The sequence below is a fragment of the Streptoalloteichus hindustanus genome, assembly GCF_900129375.1.
GTDB lineage: Bacteria > Actinomycetota > Actinomycetes > Mycobacteriales > Pseudonocardiaceae > Streptoalloteichus > Streptoalloteichus hindustanus.
The window spans coordinates 1-1,241 of sequence record NZ_FQVN01000031.1; the positions used below are offsets into that span (position 1 = coordinate 1).

Below are 1,241 nucleotides of genomic sequence, written 5' to 3' on the forward strand. Positions count from 1 at the left end.
AAACCCCTCAACTTCGAGGAAGCCGACCCCGACACCGACACCTTCGGCGCCGGCAAAATCGAGGACTTCACCTGGAAAGGCTGGCTCGACTTCACCACCTGCACCGAATGCGGCCGCTGCCAGTCCCAGTGCCCCGCCTGGAACACCGGCAAACCCCTCTCCCCCAAACTCCTCATCACCAGCCTCCGCGACCACGCCTACACCAAAGCCCCCTACCTGTTGGCCGGCGGACGCCGGGACATGGCCGGCGACGAAACCGGCATCACCGGCGAGGACGCCCAGGCCCGCCTCGCCTCGATTGATGTGCTCGCTCTGGCTGAGGCCGACCGCCCCCTGATCGGCGGACCCGACGAGTTGGGGGTGATCGACCCCGAAGTCCTGTGGTCCTGCACCACCTGCGGCGCCTGCGTCGAACAGTGCCCCGTCGACATCGAACACGTCGACCACATCATCGACATGCGCCGCTACCAGGTGCTGATCGAGTCCAACTTCCCCACCGAGCTCGGAGGGATGTTCAAGAACCTGGAGAACAAGGGCAACCCCTGGGGCCAGAACAACCGCGACCGCCTGGCCTGGACCGACGGCCTGCCCTTCGAGGTCCCCGTCTACGACGGCGAACTCCCCGACGAGGTGGAGTACCTGTTCTGGGTCGGCTGCGCCGGGGCGTTCGAGGACCGCGCCAAACGCACCACCCGCGCCGTCGCCGAACTCCTCCACCTCGCCGGAGTCAACTTCGTGGTGCTGGGCACCGAGGAGACCTGCACCGGTGACCCCGCCCGCCGCGCCGGCAACGAGTTCCTGTTCCAGATGCTGGCCCAGCAGAACGTCGAGGTCCTCAACACCGTCTTCCAGGATCGGCCCGAGCGGGCGCGGAAGGTCGTGGTGACCTGCCCCCACTGCTTCAACACCCTGGCCAACGAGTACCCCGAGTTGGGTGGGTCTTTTGAGGTCGTGCACCACACCCAGTTGCTCAACCGGCTGGTCCGGGAACGCCGCCTGGTCCCCGTCGCCCCCGTGGCCGAGGACGTCACCTACCACGACCCCTGCTATTTGGGCCGGCACAACAAGGTGTACTCCCCACCGCGGGAGCTGGTCGGGGCCACCGGGGCCACGCTGCGGGAGATGCCCCGCCACGCCGACCGAGCCCTGTGCTGTGGTGCGGGTGGGGCGCGGATGTGGATGGAGGAACGGGTCGGCAAACGCATCAACCTGGAACGGGTGGACGAGGCGTTGGGCACCGG

Annotated in this window: 1 protein-coding gene; it reads left to right on the forward strand. The window is 67.7% G+C overall.

The features are described from left to right. The coding region (locus BUE43_RS32475; RefSeq protein WP_143174545.1) for a (Fe-S)-binding protein at positions 1 to 1,241 on the forward strand (1,241 nt) is incomplete at both ends.